The 14,548-nt window shown below is 74.1% G+C and carries 10 protein-coding genes; 6 read left to right on the top strand and 4 right to left on the bottom strand.

The features are described from left to right. The first annotated feature begins 180 nt into the window (after positions 1-180). Together AC5R91_RS18505 and gad are read left to right on the top strand one after the other, a co-directional pair. Positions 181-2,286 carry an nSTAND1 domain-containing NTPase gene (locus tag AC5R91_RS18505; RefSeq protein ID WP_495392605.1) on the top strand — a complete coding sequence of 702 codons (2,106 nt, stop codon included), beginning with the start codon at positions 181-183 and terminating at the stop codon, positions 2,284-2,286. A gap of 104 nt (positions 2,287-2,390) precedes the next feature. Continuing rightward, positions 2,391-3,797, top strand: coding sequence for a glutamate decarboxylase (gene gad / locus AC5R91_RS18500; protein ID WP_495392604.1), 1,407 nt, complete (start codon positions 2,391-2,393; stop codon positions 3,795-3,797). A gap of 96 nt (positions 3,798-3,893) precedes the next feature. On the opposite strand, the gene AC5R91_RS18495 is transcribed toward gad, so the two are convergent. Continuing rightward, a complete protein-coding gene (locus AC5R91_RS18495; RefSeq protein WP_495392603.1) occupies positions 3,894-5,777 on the bottom strand; it encodes an AMP-binding protein in 1,884 nt (627 codons plus the stop codon). A 191-nt stretch (positions 5,778-5,968) separates the two neighbouring features. On the opposite strand from AC5R91_RS18495, the gene AC5R91_RS18490 reads away from it, so the two are divergent. Then, positions 5,969-7,171, top strand: coding sequence for a CaiB/BaiF CoA transferase family protein (locus AC5R91_RS18490; RefSeq protein ID WP_495392602.1), 1,203 nt, complete (start codon positions 5,969-5,971; stop codon positions 7,169-7,171). 300 nt (positions 7,172-7,471) lie between these two features. After that, positions 7,472-8,263, top strand: a complete 792-nt coding sequence (locus AC5R91_RS18485; protein ID WP_495392601.1) for a VOC family protein — start codon at positions 7,472-7,474, stop codon at positions 8,261-8,263. Positions 8,264-8,274: 11 nt separating this feature from the next. Here the strand turns inward: AC5R91_RS18485 and AC5R91_RS18480 are convergent, their stop codons facing one another. Together AC5R91_RS18480 and AC5R91_RS18475 are read right to left on the bottom strand one after the other, a co-directional pair. Then, a complete protein-coding gene (locus AC5R91_RS18480; protein WP_495392600.1) occupies positions 8,275-9,435 on the bottom strand; it encodes a GntG family PLP-dependent aldolase in 1,161 nt (386 codons plus the stop codon). A 324-nt stretch (positions 9,436-9,759) separates the two neighbouring features. Continuing rightward, positions 9,760-10,710 (bottom strand): TIGR03620 family F420-dependent LLM class oxidoreductase, encoded by a 951-nt coding sequence (locus AC5R91_RS18475; protein WP_495398002.1) that lies wholly within the window; start codon positions 10,708-10,710, stop codon positions 9,760-9,762. Positions 10,711-10,881: 171 nt separating this feature from the next. Here AC5R91_RS18475 and AC5R91_RS18470 point away from each other — a divergent pair, with 171 nt between their 5' ends. Then, positions 10,882-11,523: a TetR/AcrR family transcriptional regulator gene (locus AC5R91_RS18470; RefSeq protein ID WP_495392599.1), complete on the top strand. Its 642-nt coding sequence runs from the start codon at positions 10,882-10,884 to the stop codon at positions 11,521-11,523. A gap of 248 nt (positions 11,524-11,771) precedes the next feature. After that, complete coding sequence (locus AC5R91_RS18465; RefSeq protein WP_495392598.1) at positions 11,772-13,319, top strand: MFS transporter; 1,548 nt, start codon at positions 11,772-11,774, stop codon at positions 13,317-13,319. Here AC5R91_RS18465 and AC5R91_RS18460 read toward each other — a convergent pair. Then, positions 13,233-14,318, bottom strand: coding sequence for an ABC transporter substrate-binding protein (locus AC5R91_RS18460; RefSeq protein WP_495392597.1), 1,086 nt, complete (start codon positions 14,316-14,318; stop codon positions 13,233-13,235). The genes AC5R91_RS18465 and AC5R91_RS18460 overlap by 87 nt on opposite strands. Between the last annotated feature and the right edge of the window lie 230 nt (positions 14,319-14,548).

The following is a 14,548-nucleotide window of genomic DNA, read 5'->3' as shown; positions in this document are numbered from 1 at the left end:
GGGCGGCGTGAATGCGATTTTCGCGGGCGAGCTCGTCGCGGGGACGGTTCGCCCATCGCCGGGCGGAGCTGCCAGCGGCGGGTGGAGTTCGTGGATGCCGGCCGAATCTTCTGCGCTCGGAGCGTCGTCCCGGCCGAACGGGGCGCGCCGCTCCCGGCACTGTAGCGGACGAGACGCGCGATGACGGTTGTTCCGGGCGCCTCGCCGTTTCCCGGTCTGCGGCCTTTCACGGAGATCGACTCCGCCCGGTTCTTCGGGCGCACCGCGACCGCTCACACCCTGTTGGCGAAATGGCTCGAGAACCGCCTGGTGGTCGTGTACGGACCAACCGGAGCGGGAAAGAGCTCGCTGTTGCGGGCGGGAGTGCTTCCACACCTTTCTCCCGAGGTGGCTCACGTGCTGCCGGTGGGTCGGATCTCCCCGGGACCGGGCGCGGCCGGCGCCGGTGCCGGTGCTCCGACGCCCGACCGGGCGGCCAACCCGTTCGCCGAGTCGGTGCTGCGCACCTGGTCCGGCGCGGGCGACACGTCAACGTTGCCACCGGCCCTGCGTGACCGCCTGAACGGGCGGGGACCCGGCCCTGACGGCCGTCGGCGGCCCGCCGACCCGAACCGGCCGATCCTCGCCGCGGTGGACCAGTTCGAGGATTTCTTCGCCCCGGGCACGTCCTACCTCGATCCGTTGCGGGAACAGTTCATCACGCTGCTCGGCGAGGCGGTCGCGGCGCTGCCCAACCTGCGCCTGCTCCTGGTGATCCGGCAGAACGTCCGGGCCCGCCTCGCCCCCTACGAGGCGACGCTCGCCGGTGGCGAGGGCGTCGCCCGGGTCCGGGTCGGTGCGCTGGACCGGCGCTCCGCGATCGCCGCGTATGCCGAGCCGATGCGGCGGGCCGGCCGGCCGCTGCCGCCCGAATCCGCTGCGGCCTGCATCGACGAGCTCCTGCGCAGCCGGGTGGTGGACGCAGCCGGAACCGTGTCGGTCCTGACCGCGGACGCCGTCCCGCCGGCATACCTCCAGCTCGTGGCCGCGGCGCGGTGGCGAGACACGGCCGATCGCGCCGCCTCGCTCGGGCCGGACTCCGTGGAAGCCGCCGCTCGGGTCGACGCGGTCCTGGGGGCCCACCTCACGCAGGTCATCGTGACGGAGGCGGGGCGGCACCACCTCGACGCCGGAGACGTGCGCCGGTGGCTGATCCGTACCTTCGTCACGGAACGCGGGCGTCGGGCGACGGTCGACGAGGGTCTCGTCACGACCGCCGGGATGCCCAACGCGCTGTTGGTGGCGCTGGCCGAGCGGTACGTCCTCGTCAGCGAGTGGCGTTCGGGCTCCCGCCGGTTCGAGCTCTTCGACGACCGGCTCATCCCCCCGCTGCAGGCCGCGGTGCCGGACTGGCCGGCGGCCGACGCGGCGGCGGCGGAGATCGGTGCGATCGACTACCTTCAGGCGGCCCTGATCAGCCTCGCGGACGGTGACCTCGCGGCCGCCCGGATCCACGCCGACGAGGTGCTGCGGCGCGACGCCGAGGATCCGCGCACCCTTGCCCAGGCAGTGATGCTGCGCGCCGATCTCGACGACGCCCAGGGGCGGATCGAGCAGGCCGAGCGCGGCTACCGGCAGGCCGCGCAGCTTTACGAGTCGCTGCCGGACGCCGAGTCGTCGGGCCGGGCGCTGGCCGCGGCCGGGCGGCTGCTGCTGCGGGCCGGGCGGCTCGGCTCCGCGGTCGAGGACCTTCAGTCGGCGTCGGCCCGGCTGCCGGCCGAACTCGACGTGCAGACCGATCTCGCTCGGGCCCTGTGGTACTCGGGCCAGCGATGGGCCGCCGCCGCGATCTTCTCGACGGTGCTGACCATCGCGCCACTGACGCCGGCGGCCCTGGCCGGGCGCGGTCAGCTACGGGTCGAACTGGGGGACGACGCCGCGGCCCTGGACGACCTCGACCGAGCGGTCCGACTGGGCCCGAGCGGCCCGGACACCGCCGACACCGCCGACCCTGGCGGCCCCGCCGGTCCTGGGGACACCACCGAGACCCGGGCCGCTCGGGCTCTTGCGCTGGCCCGGCTCGGACGGTCGGCCACCGCGGCCGCGGAGACGTCGGCGGTGCTCGACGACGCTCCGGACAGCGGGCCGGTCCTCTGGCGTGCGGCGGGTGTGCTCCAGACGATCGGTGACGACTCGCGGGCGGCCGACCTCCTCGAGCGGGCTCTGCAGGCGCGCGCGCCGGCGTTGCTCGCCCACCAGCGGGAGCAGGTTCACCGGATGCTGCGCCGCCCGGGAGCCATGGCCTGACCGATCGGCTTCCCGAGCGGTCGGGCGGTGGGTGGTGGGGTGCTTACCGGGAGCGGGTGGACGTGAGACGTCGGCGTTGCAGGTGACTGGGAGGTGGGACCTGGATGGCGCTGCACGGCAAGGCGAGTGGGTCGCAGGCGGAGCAGACGGTCGACGTGCGGCCCCAGCTTGTCCGGCCGGGGGAGGACGTCGCCGTCCCGCGGTTCCGGCTCCCGCGGGAGTCGATCTCGCCCGAGACGGCCTACCAGATCGTCCATGACGAGCTGATGCTCGACGGCAACGCGCGGCTGAACCTGGCGACGTTCGTGACCACCTGGATGGACCCCCAGGCCGATCGGCTGATGGCCGAGTGCGCGCCGAAGAACATGATCGACAAGGATGAGTACCCGCAGACGGCGGAGCTGGAAAAGCGCTGCGTCAACATCCTCGCGGACCTGTGGCACGCCCCCGACTCGGAGCATGCGGTCGGCTGCTCGACCACCGGCTCCTCCGAGGCGGGTATGCTTGCCGGCCTGGCGCTGCTGCGCCGCTGGCGGGCCCGGCGGCGAGCGGCGGGCGCTCCGGCCGACCGGCCCAACCTCGTCATGGGCGTCAACGTCCAGGTGTGCTGGGACAAGTTCGCCCGCTACTGGGACGTGGAGCCGCGGCTGGTGCCGATGGCGCCGGGCCGCACGCATCTGACCGCCGACGAGGCCGCCGCGCGCTGCGACGAGAACACGATCGGCGTCGTGGCGATCCTCGGCTCGACGTTCGACGGCAGCTACGAGCCGGTCGCCGAGATCGCCGCCGCGCTCGACCGTCTGGCCGCCGGGGGCGGCCCGGACGTGCCGGTGCACGTCGACGGCGCGTCCGGCGGGTTCGTCGCCCCGTTCTGCGATCCCGAGCTGGTCTGGGACTTCCAGCTCGACCGGGTCGTGTCGATCAACGCGTCGGGGCACAAGTACGGGCTGGTCTACCCGGGGGTCGGCTGGGTGCTGTGGCGCGACCGCGCCCACCTGCCGGACGAGCTCGTGTTCGAGGTGGACTACCTCGGCGGGAAGATGCCGACGTTCTCGCTGAACTTCTCCCGCCCCGGGGCTCAGGTCGTCGCCCAGTACTACACGCTGCTCCAGTTGGGCTTCGCCGGCTACCGCCGGGTGGCCCAGGCGTGCCGGGACAATGCCCGGTGGCTCGCCGACGAGGTGGCCCGGATGGGTCCCTTCGAACTCGTCTCGGACGGCAGCGGGATCCCCGCGTTCGCGTTCCGGCTGCGCGACGAGATCACCGACTACACCGTCTTCGACGTCTCCGAGCTGCTGCGCACCCGCGGCTGGTTGGTGCCCGCCTACCGGTTCCCGCCGGACCTGACCGACCTCGCCGTGCTGCGGATCGTGGTGCGGCACGAGTTCAGCCGCGATCTCGCCGGGCTGCTCGTCGCCGACCTGCGCCGGGTCGTGGACAGGCTGTCCGGCGCCGCGCGGCGCCTCCCGCCGCCCCCGCCGGACGGCGAGGCGGCGTCCTTCCACCACTGACCCCGCCCGGCTCGCCGGACCGGCTGCCCACCTTGCCCTTCCAGAGGGTTCCACGTCCGATTCGTCCCTCTGGATCTGCAAGGAAGTCGGCTCGGGTCAGGGGGAGGCGGTGAGGACGGGGCGCAGGGCGTCGAGGACGGTGGCGTCCTCGATGGTCGGCGGGACGGCGGGGGAGCGGCCGTCGGCGATCTCGCGCATGGTCCGGCGAAGGATCTTGCCGGACCGGGTCTTGGGCAGGGCCGCCACCACGTCGACCCGCTGGAACGCCGCCACCGGCCCGATCTCCGCGCGGACGCGGGCGACCAGTTCCGCGGCGAGCGTGTCCCGCTCGATCTCGACCCCGGTCTTCAGTACCACCAGCCCGCGCGGCACCTGGCCCTTCAGCGCGTCCGCGACGCCGACGACGGCGCACTCGGCCACGGCCGGGTGCGCGGCGAGCACGGCCTCCATCGACCCGGTGGACAGCCGGTGCCCGGCCACGTTGATCACGTCGTCGGTGCGGCCCAGCACGAACAGGTACCCGTCGGCGTCGAGGTAGCCGCCGTCGCCGGTCAGGTAGTACCCGTCGAAGGCGGACAGGTAGGACGCGACGTACCGGTCATCGTCCTCCCACAGGGTTGGCAGGGTGCCGGGCGGCAGCGGCAGGCGCAGGCAGATCGCGCCCTCCGTGCCGGCGGGGACGGGCTGGCCCGCCGGGTCCAGCACCCGCACGTCGTAGCCCGGCATCGGCACGGTGGGGGAGCCGGCGCGGGCGGGCAGCGCCTCGATGCCGATCGGGTTGGCGCAGATGGGCCAGCCCGTTTCCGTCTGCCAGTAGTTGTCGACCACCGGGATGCCCAGGGTGGCGACGGCCCAGTCGTAGGTGGCCGGATCGAGGCGTTCGCCGGCCAGGAACAGCGCACGCAGCGACGAGCGGTCGTACCCGCGCACCAGGGTGCCCGCCGGGTCCTCCTTCTTGATCGCCCGGATCGCCGTCGGCGCGGTGAACAGCACGTTCACCCCGTGCTCGGCGACCACCCGCCAGAAGGCGCCGGCGTCGGGCGTCCCTACCGGCTTGCCCTCGTAGAGCACGGTCGCCGCGCCGGCGAGCAGCGGGGCGTAGACCGCGTACGAGTGCCCGACCGCCCAGCCCACGTCGGAGGCCGCCCACATGACGTCCCCCGCCCGGATTCCGTAGATGTTGCCCATCGACCACGTCAGGGCGACGGCGTGGCCGCCGTTGTCGCGCACGATCCCCTTCGGCCGGCCGGTGGTGCCCGACGTGTAGAGGATGTAGAGCGGGTCGGTGGCGGCGACCGGCACCGGCGGCTGCGGCGCGGCCGCGGCCAGCGCCGCGTCCCAGTCATGGTCCCGGCCGGGGACCATCGAGCAGCGCTGCCGGTCACGCTGGACGATGAGGGTCGCGGCGGGAGCGTGAGTGGCCAGCGCGATCGCCTCGTCGAGGATCGGCTTGTACGGGACCAGCCGCGTCGGCTCGATGCCGCAGGAGGCGCTGACGACGACCTTCGCCCGGGCGTCGTCCATCCGGGCGGCGAGTTCGGCCGCGGCGAACCCGCCGAAGACCACGGAGTGCACCGCGCCGAGGCGAGCGCAGGCGAGCATGCTCACCACCGCCGCGGGGATCATCGGCAGGTAGATGATGACCCGGTCGCCGCGGCCGACCCCGAGCGCGGCCAGCGCCCCGGCGGCGCGCGCCACCTCGTCGGTCAGCTCGGCGAAGGTGAAGCGGCGGACCGTGTCGGTGACCGGTGAGTCGTAGATCAGCGCGAGCGCGTCGCCCCGGCCCGCGGCGACATGCCGATCGAGGGCGTTGGCGCAGGTGTTGAGCTCGGCGTCGGGGAACCAGCGGGTGAACGGCGCCCTGGCGGCGTCGAGTATCCGCCGCGGCGGCCGGGTCCAGTCGAGTGCCTGCGCGGCGGCCGCCCAGAATTCCTCGGGATCGTGTGCGGCCCGTTCGTACTCCCGCTGGTATGCGCCCATGGCCGCCATCCTCCCGCGCCCGGCGACCGCTGGAGCGAATTCCCGACCCCCGGCCGCCCCGATGGCGGTCGCCTCGCGCGGCACCGCCGGGCGTGTCACCCCGCCCTCCCCGGCCGCCGCTGACCACGACGTCGGCCCAGGTGATGGTGTTACGTTCCGCGCAAAGGCGCATCGAGACAGGGAGAGCAGCCATGACCAGACCGCTGGAGGGCGTCCGGGTCCTCGACTTCTCCGAGCACGGCTTCGTACCGTCGGCCGCCGCGGCGCTCGGTGACTTCGGCGCCGACGTGGTCAAGATCGAGCGGCTGGCCGGCGACGCCATGCGCCGGATCATCGCCAGCGGCATGGTGGCCACGAAGGACGGTTACGACTTTCAGTTCGAGCTGTTCAACCGCAACAAGCGCGGCATCGCCTTAGACGTCGAGCAGCCCGCGGGCCGCGAGATCTTCGAGAAACTTGTGCGCTGGGCCGAGGTGTACATCACCAACCAGCTTCCCCGCGTCCGGCGCAAGCTGCGCACGGAACCGGCCGACGTCTTCGCGCTCAACCCGACCATCGTGTACGCGCGTGGCCACGGCCAGGGGCAGCGCGGACCCGACGCCGAGGCCGGCGGTTTCGACGGGGTCTCGTACTGGGCGCGCGGCGGCGTGGCCCACGTCCTGACCGACGCGGACGCGACGCGTCCGACGAAGCAGCGCCCGGCCCTCGGCGACGGCCCCAGCGGGATGTTCCTGGCCGGCGGGATCTGTGCCGGGCTCGTCCACGTGGGGCGGACCGGCAAGGGCATCGTGGTCGACACCTCCCTGCTCGGCTCGGCGGCGTGGACGCTCGGGCCCGACCTGGCCTACACCACCCTGGCCGGCGAGCAGATGCCGATGGCGGCCGACGAGCAGATATCGCCGCTCGTGCGCCAGTACCGGACCGCCGACGGCCGGTGGGTGTCCCTGATGATGATCGACGAGGCTCGCTACTGGGAGCAGGCCTGCCGGGCGCTCGGCCTGGACGATCTCGTCGCCCGTTACCCCGACCCGGCCGCGCGCCGGGCCGGCTGGCCGGTGATCCACGAGCGGATCAACGCGGTGATCACCACGCTCGACCACGCCGAGCTGGAGGCGAAGCTGCGCGCCCAGGGCTGCATCTTCTCGTTCTTCGCGACCCCGATGGAGGTCGTCGCCGATCCGGCGGTGGTCGAGAACGGTTACCTCATGCGGCATCCCGAGCATCCCGACGTCCGGCTCGCGGCCGCTCCGGTGCAGTTCGACGACGAGCTGCCGTCGGCCCGGCGCCCGGGACCGACCCTGGGCCAGCACTCCCGCGAGGTCCTCACCGAACTCGGCTACGGCGAGACGGAGATCCTCCGCCTGCTCGACGACAAGGTCATCGCCGAGCCCTGAGCGTCGGGCCCGCAGGCCGAATCCTGAGCGCCGGGTCCTGAGCGCCGGGTCCTGAGCGACGGCCGCCACCGGTGACCGGCGCCGCGTGGCCCATGCCGGGATGCGCCGATCCGGGCGTGGGTACGTCCTGGTCACGGGTGTTCCGTGCCACCGGCGCCGCCCGGGTCGGCAATCCCGCCGCAGGTCCGAACCGTGTTCTCGTCGTGGCCTCAGGGCGGCGTCCTGCCAGGCGACGAGGAAAGACTGTCGGTGGTGGGGTCCAGGGTGGTGGCACGGTTCGCAGCACTCGAAGGAGTCACGATGCCCACGCGAGACAACATCCCGGCCGGCGCCCCCTGTTGGGTCGACCTGATGACCTCCGACGCCGTCGGCGCCAAGGCGTTCTACGGCGAGCTGTTCGGCTGGGGGGCCGAGGAGCCCGCCCCCGAGTTCGGCGGCTACACCAACCTCACCAAGGACGGCGTCCGCATCGGCGGTCTGATGCCCAAGCAGCCGGGGATGGACGCACCCGACGGCTGGTCGGTCTACCTGTCCACGCCCGACGCGGAGAAGACCGTCGCCGCCGCGACCGAGCACGGGGGTGGAGTTGTCGTCGGGCCGATGGCCGTGGCCGACCTCGGTGTCATGGCCGTGGTGACCGACCCGGGCGGCGCGGCCATCGGCATGTGGCAGCCCGGCTCGCACAGCGGCTTCGGGGTCACCGCCGAGCCGGGCGCGCCGGGCTGGTTCGAGCTGCTCACCCGGGACTACAACGCCGCGGTCCCCTTCTACCGTGATGTCTTCGGCTGGGATGTCCACGTCGCCGCCGACACCCCGGAGTTCCGCTACTCGACCTATGGGCCCGGCGACGCCGCGCACGCCGGGATCATGGATGCGAGTGGTTTCCTGCCGGACGGCGTGCCGGCGCACTGGTCGGTGTACTTCGCCACGGCGGACACGGACGCGACCCTGGAGCGGGTCGCCGCGCTCGGCGGCTCGGTCGTCCTGCCGGCCGAGGACACCCCGTACGGCCGCCTCGCCGCGGCCGCCGACCCCACCGGCGCCGTGTTCAAGCTGCTCGGGCCGAACGTGTCCACGCCTGCCGCGAGCTGAGCCTGCCGCGTCTAGGCGGAGGCCGGCTCGGCGCGCAGCAGGCCGGCGAGGACCGATCCGGCGTGGCGGATGCCCGCGTCGTCGACGTCGAGGTGGGTGACGATCCGCAGGGTGGTCGGGCTGGTCGCGCCGATCAGGACGCCCTGCTCCGCGGCGCGGCGGGAGAACCGCCCGGCGTCGGCGACCTCGACGAGGACCATGTTGGTCTCGACCTGCTTGGGGTCCACGTGGCCGGGCGCGGCGTCCGCGAGCAGCGCGGCGAGCTCGCCCGCCCGCTGGTGGTCCTCGGCGAGGCGTTCGATGTGGTGGTGCAGCGCGTGCAGGCCCGCCGCGGCCAGCACGCCGGCCTGGCGCATCGCCCCGCCGAGCCGCCGGCGCCAGTTCCGGACCTCGTCGACCCGGCCGGCGTCGCAGATCACCAGCGATCCGACCGGGGCACCGAGCCCCTTGGACAGGCAGACCGACAGGGTCGTGAACGGCGCCGCGAGCCGGCGTGGTTCGACGGCGCCGGCCACGGCCGCGTTCCACAGCCGGGCGCCGTCGCAGTGCAGGGCGATGCCGGCGGCGGTGGCGAGGTCGCGGAACCGGTCCAGCCGGGCCGGCGCCCAGACCCGCCCGCCGGCTCTGGCGGCGGTGTTCTCCACGGCCAGCACGCTCGTGCGGATCATGTTGTAGTTGCCGCCGACGCTGTGCGAGCGGATCGCCGCGGCGACGTCCGCCAGGTCCGCGGTGTCGACGAGGCCGGGCAGCGTGCGTGTCTGGATTCCGCCGAGCGCGGCCAGGCCACCCATCTCGTAGGTCACGATGTGAGCCTCGGTGTCGGCGATGATCTCGGTGCCGACCTGGGCGCTGGCGCGCAGGGCGACGAAGTTGGCCATGGTCCCGCTCGGCATGAACACGGCCGCGTCGTGGCCGAGCAGGTCCGCGGCGTACTCCTCCAGGGCCCGCACCGACGGGTCCTCGCCGTAGTGGTCGTCGCCGACCTCGGCCTGCGCCATCGCCTGGCGCATCGCCGCGGTCGGCCGGGTCACCGTGTCGCTGCGCAGATCGACCGGCCCGACCGGCCTGGCCGCCGGTCGACCCGCCGACCGCGAGGCCGCCGCGGCGATCTGATCGCCCCTGCCCGCCGCGTCGTCCGTGGGGATGCCGTCACGGGAAGCGTCGATGGTCACGGTTGGCGATGCTAATGGCCCCTGCCCATGCCGCCGCCCGCGCGTTGCGTAGTGGCCGGCGGCTCGGCGCGGGCGGGGCCGGGGCACGTGCGTCGGCGGCGGATGCGTGGGAGAGCGCCTCCATGGCTCTTCCACAGGGTTCGGCGCCCGATTTATCCCTGTGGAGGAGACAGGCGGTGCCGCTCCCCTGCACACCGCCTGGCGGGGTGGGCCCAGACGGGGGAAGGAAGCTCGGCGCGCAGGGTGGGGGAAGCCCGGCAGGAGCACGACGGGCGCGGAGAGTACGACGCAGGCCGGGAGTACGACGCAGGCCGGGCGTTGACCTCAGTTGCCGGTCAGTAGCGGGGCCAGCCGTTCGAGCTGGTCGACGGCCGCCGGAAGGTCGGCGGCGAACGGGTGGACGAGCACGTGGTCGGCGCCGGCGGTCAGGTGGGCGCCCAGCCGAGCCGCCACGGCGGCCTCGTCTCCCCAGGCGAGGATGTCGTCGACCAGCCGGTCGCTGCGTGCGCCGGACAGGTCCGCGTCGCCGTAGCCGAGGCGCCGGTAGTTGCTGGTGTACGGGGACTCCGCGGCTCCCGCCCCGGCGTTGAAGACGGCGCGCAGCCGTCCCCGAGCGGTCGCCGGGTCGGCCTCGAGCGTCACGGCCTGATGCGGGATGACCAGCCGGTGCGGGCCGACGGCGGCGCGGGCCGCGGCGGTGTGCGCCACCGGCTGCAGGAAGGGGTGCACCCCGTCGGCGTGGTCGCGGGCGAGCCGGTGGGCGCGCGGTCCCAGGGCGGCGAGCACCCGCGGGTAGCGCGGCGCGGGCAGGAGCCAGGCCGCGACGTCGTCCACCGCCCGCAGGTAGTCGCCAAGCGCGGTCAGCGGGCGTGACCCCTGCTGCCCGCCGAGCCCGAGCACGAACCGGTCCGGATACGCCTCGGCGAGGGTGGCGGCCCCGGTGTGCATGGTGGCCGGCTCGCGGACGGTCACATTGGCGATGCCGGTGCCGACGACGATCCGCTCGGTCGCGGCCAGCATCAGCGCGTGCTGGGTGAACGCCTCCCGGCCACCGGTCGGCGCGCCGGCCGGTGGTTCGGCGCCCCACAGCGAGCCGTAACCCAGGCGCTCGATGCGGTCGAACTGGCGGCGCTGGACCGCCACCGGCGTGGCCAGCAGGGTGGCCGCCGCCAGCCACACTCCGTACCGGCCGAGCCGCCGGCGCGTCTCGGCGACCACCCGCGCCGTGCTCACCGCCCCGACCGTCGCCGCCTGCGTGCCCGCGGTCGTCGCCATCCCCACGTCCACCGTCGTCATGGTCGCTCCCTCGCCTGCTGATGAGCTAACCGGAGGCTGCCTCCGATCCGTGGCTCCCCACCATAGTGGAGGTAGGCTCCGGTTGACCACGTTGTGGAGGCACCGGACAGCCGGGGGTGGAGTGTGGGCGGCGCGACCGAGATGCGTACCATGCGCGCCGACGCCCGCCGCAACTACGAGAGGCTGCTGGCCGAGGCCCGCGTGGCCTTCGCCGAGCACGGCACCGGCGCCTCCCTGGAGGACATCGCCCGCCGCGCCGGTGTGGGGACGGGCACCCTCTACCGGCACTTCCCGGCCCGGGACGCGTTGCTGGAGGCCGTGCTGCGCGAGGAGTTCCAGCGCCTGACCGCCTCCGCCGTCGAGGTGGCGGCCGCCCGGCCTGCCGGCCCGGCGCTGCTCGCCTGGCTGCGCGAACTCGTCGCGTTCAACGGCACCTACCGCGGGCTCACGGCGGCTCTCATGCAGACCCTGCTCGACCCCGCCAGCGAGCTGCACGCCGCCTGCGAGGCGATGCGCACCGCCGGCGGCGATCTGCTCCGCGCCGCCCAGCAGGCCGGGCAGATCCGGCCCGATGTCACCGTCCTCGAGCTGTTCACCCTGGTCAGCGGGCTGTCCTGGGCGCACGAGCAGACCTCGGCAGCCCGGCCCGGCAGCCTCGCCCCCGACCGCCTGCTGCACCTGACCGTCGAGGGCCTGGCTCCCCGCCCCACGCAGGCCGGCGCCGTGCAGTCCGGCGCCCTGCAGGCCGGCGCCGTGCGGTCCGGCGCCATGCAGGCCGACGCCGGGCGGTAGGCGCCCGAGGCCCCACGGCCTCGTCATCCCTGTTTCGCCGCCGGACTCGAGTGGTGACGCCCGGCGGGGCGGCATTACCTCGCGCGTAATCGACGGGATCTGCGGGCGACCGGAGGATCGGGCGCGGCGGGGAGGTTCCCTCGCCGCCACCGATCCGATCCGTTCACGGCACCCCAGCGGCCGGCCGCTCGCGCGGGCGGCGCCGCCGTGGGGATGCCGGCTGCTCTGGGAGATCCGTGACATCGTCTATGACTGCTCCGCCGCGGACCGATGGTGCGCGGACGGCCGGCTGGCTGCCGCTGGTCGTGGTGCTCGCCGGCACGTTCGTCACCTTTCTCGACTTCTTCGTCGTCAACGTCGCGCTGCCGTCGATCGAGACGGACCTGGCCGCCGGGTCGGCGACGCTGTCGCTCGTCGTCGCCGGCTACGGGCTCACCTTCGCGGTCGGAATGATCATCGGGGGGCGGTTGGGTGACCTCTACGGCCGGCGCCGGATGTTCCTGGTGGGGCTCGCGCTGTTCACCCTCACGTCGGCGGCCTGCGGCCTCGCTCCGAACGCCGAAGTGCTCGTGGTCGCCCGGTTCCTGCAGGGCGCCGCCGGCGCGCTGCTCACCCCGCAGGTGCTGGCCATCCTCGGCACCCTCTACGCCGGGCGGCGCCGAGGGACCGCGTTCGCCGCCTACGGGCTCGCGATGGGGATCGCCGGGGTCCTCGGCCAGCTCATCGGCGGCGCTCTCATCGAGGCGGACCTCGCCGGCTCGGGCTGGCGGGCCGTGTTCCTCATCAACGTGCCGGTCGGCCTGCTCGCCCTGCCCGCCGCCCGGCGCGTCCTGCCGGAGTCGCGCGGCCCCCGGGCACGGCTGGACCTGGCCGGCGCCGCGCTCGTGACCGCGGCCGCGACCCTGCTCGTCCTGCCGCTGGTGGAGGGGCGGGAGCACGGCTGGCCGGAGTGGGTGTGGTGCTGCCTGGCCGCCGCGCCGGCCGTGGCCGCCGGGTTCGTCGCCCGACAGCGCCGGCTTGCCGCTCGCGGCGGGGCGCCGCTGATCGACCTCGGCCTGTTCCGGCATCGCGCCTTCGCGGTCGGCACGTGCGTCGCGCTGGGGTTCGCCCTGATCCCGAGCTCGTTCTTCTTCGTCCTCGCGCTCGACCTCCAGCAGGGACGCGGCTACGGCGCGCTGTTCTCCGGGACCGTCTTCGCCGCCGTCGGCGCCGGCTACTTTCTGGCGATGTTCCTGGCCGGGCCGCTCGGCGACCGGCTTGGTCACCGGGTTCTCGCGGTGGGCGCACTCGGTGTCGCCGCGGGCTGCGCGCTGCTCGTGGCCACCGCGTCGGCGGCGAGCGCCCTCGCCCTGGTCCCCGGACTCGCGGTGACCGGGCTCGGCATCGGCCTGGTGCTCGTCCCGGTGTCCTCGACGGTGCTGGCGGGCATCGACCCGCGCCACGCGGGCACCGCGGCGGGGGTCCTGTCCATGGCGCAGCAGATCGGCGGCGCGCTGGGAGTCGCCGTGATCGGCATGGTGTTCTTCGGCGCGGGGTCGGCCGAGGGTGCGTTCACGGCGAGCCTGTGGGTGCTGGTCGGGGTCGCCGTCGCCGTGGCCGGTCTCACCCGGCTGCTGCGTCCGAGCGCAGCAGCCGGGTGGAGCGCCCGGGTGGGGGCGCCGGGGGCGGGGTCGAGCCCGGCTCCGACCGGACGGATGACGGGTCCGGGATCAGCCGCCGAACAGACTGGCCGAGTCCACGGTCCGGTAGTCGGTCGCCCTGGTGCCCTTGACCGTGGCGACGACCGAGCCCGTTGAGCACAGCGCCTTCAGGCTCGGGATGGCGGTGCCGTCGCAGGTGAACGTCAGCCCGTCGCCGGCCGGTAGGACGATGTCCCTGGCGGACTTGAGCGTGCTGGTCACGGAGGCGGGGGTGACGTCCCCGGTGAGGCCCTTCAGCGCGCGGACGAGGCCCAGCAGGTTCTGGTAGCCGGTCACCGCGTAACCGTCGAGGGCCGTCTTCGGCGCGTACCTGCCCATCACCGTCCGGTAGAGCCGGGACTCGGCGTTGTCGCTGTCGGTGTCGCCAGGGGTGAACAGCGTCGCGCCGTCCAGCGCGCCGGGGGCGGCGTCCTCGACGGTCTTCGACAGGCACGGCTGGATGACGAACTTCGGCTGGGTGGCGTTGACCGCGACCAGGCCCTTGAGCACGGTGCTGCAGAAGGTCCCCTCCCCGACGAGGATCACCGCGCCGGGCTTCTTGCCGATCGCCGCGGTGACCTGGGAGGTGGCATCTGGCGTGCCGACCGGGACCGGGACGATGTCGAGGCCGACGCCGGCCTTGGCGAACACCGGCTTGCCCAGGGCGTTCGCGCCGGCGGTCACGGCGGGGGCGTCCGTGACGAACAGGGAGACGCTCTTGTAGCCCTTGTCCTTGGCGGTCTGCGCCATGACGCCGAGCGTCGCCGGGAAGCCGCCGGTCCAGGAGAAGGCGCCGTCGGTGACGAACTCGGCGCCGCTGGCCGCCACGCCTGTCGTGTAGGGGATCCTGGCGCCGGTGATGACCGGGACCATCGAGTCGGCGAAGGCCGTGGTGCCGATGTTCACGGCGGTGACCTTCTGTTCGACCATCTCGTTGGCGCAGGTGCGGGCGGAGGCCGCATCCTCCTGCGACTTGCAGATGACGAGCTGGATGGGCCGCCCGCCGATGCCGCCGAGGTAGTCGTTGGCGTAGGCGGTGGCGGCCTGGGCGCCCTCGCGGACCTCGGGCAGGGAGATCGCGCTGCCGCCCTCCGCGGTGATGAATCCGATCTTCACCGGCGCACCGGTCGCCTTCGTACCCGGGGGGAGCGTCGCGGTCGACCCGGCCGCCGGGGTCGCGCCTCCGCCGCCTCCCCCGCTGCCGCCGCCTCCCCCGCTGCCTCCGTCGCTGCCGCACGCGGCCGGTAACAGGCCCAGGCCGACGGCCAGGAGCGCCGCTCCCACCCGTGCCCGGCGCGGACGCCTCCCCCACACACCTGTGCTGCCCACAGCCCCTCCATCTCGTC

It is taken from the genome of Frankia sp. BMG5.60, assembly GCF_059428125.1.
Note: the sequence above shows the minus strand (reverse complement) of the source record. Positions and strands in the feature narration are given on the sequence as shown.

Coding starts and splice junctions, on each gene's coding strand:
- gad (WP_495392604.1), top strand. CDS start 2,391: ATGGCGCTGCACGGCAAGGCGAGTGGGTCGCAGGCGGAGCAGACGGTC.
- AC5R91_RS18505 (WP_495392605.1), top strand. CDS start 181: ATGACGGTTGTTCCGGGCGCCTCGCCGTTTCCCGGTCTGCGGCCTTTC.
- AC5R91_RS18485 (WP_495392601.1), top strand. CDS start 7,472: ATGCCCACGCGAGACAACATCCCGGCCGGCGCCCCCTGTTGGGTCGAC.
- AC5R91_RS18465 (WP_495392598.1), top strand. CDS start 11,772: ATGACTGCTCCGCCGCGGACCGATGGTGCGCGGACGGCCGGCTGGCTG.
- AC5R91_RS18470 (WP_495392599.1), top strand. CDS start 10,882: ATGCGCGCCGACGCCCGCCGCAACTACGAGAGGCTGCTGGCCGAGGCC.
- AC5R91_RS18490 (WP_495392602.1), top strand. CDS start 5,969: ATGACCAGACCGCTGGAGGGCGTCCGGGTCCTCGACTTCTCCGAGCAC.
- AC5R91_RS18495 (WP_495392603.1), bottom strand. CDS start 5,777: ATGGGCGCATACCAGCGGGAGTACGAACGGGCCGCACACGATCCCGAG.
- AC5R91_RS18475 (WP_495398002.1), bottom strand. CDS start 10,710: ATGGCGACGACCGCGGGCACGCAGGCGGCGACGGTCGGGGCGGTGAGC.